This window comes from Neisseria sp. P0008.S010, from assembly GCF_051962715.1.
In the GTDB taxonomy this organism is placed as follows: domain Bacteria; phylum Pseudomonadota; class Gammaproteobacteria; order Burkholderiales; family Neisseriaceae; genus Neisseria; species Neisseria elongata.
Window position 1 is genome coordinate 1 of sequence record NZ_JBQCVA010000212.1, and the last position, 341, is coordinate 341.

The 341-nt window shown below is 55.1% G+C and carries 1 rRNA gene; it reads left to right on the forward strand.

Annotated features, from left to right (window positions below):
• Positions 1 to 341, forward strand: a 16S ribosomal RNA gene (locus ACTHSL_RS13265); the annotation flags it as partial.

A 341-nucleotide genomic window follows, 5' to 3' on the forward strand; every position in this document is an offset into this window, starting at 1 on the left:
CCTACGGGTGGCAGCAGTGGGGAATTTTGCGCAATGGAGGAAACTCTGACGCAGCGACGCCGCGTGGGTGACGAAGGCCTTCGGGTTGTAAAGCCCTGTCGGCTGGGAACAAGATAGTCGTGCTCATACCACGATTGTTTGAGGGTACCAGCAAAGGAAGCACCGGCTAACTCTGTGCCAGCAGCCGCGGTAATACAGAGGGTGCTAGCGTTGTTCGGAATTACTGGGCGTAAAGCGCGCGTAGGCGGCTTACCAAGTCAGGTGTGAAATCTCGGGGCTCAACTCCGAACGTGCATTTGAAACTGGTAGGCTAGAGTACATTAGAGGTTGGTGGAATACAC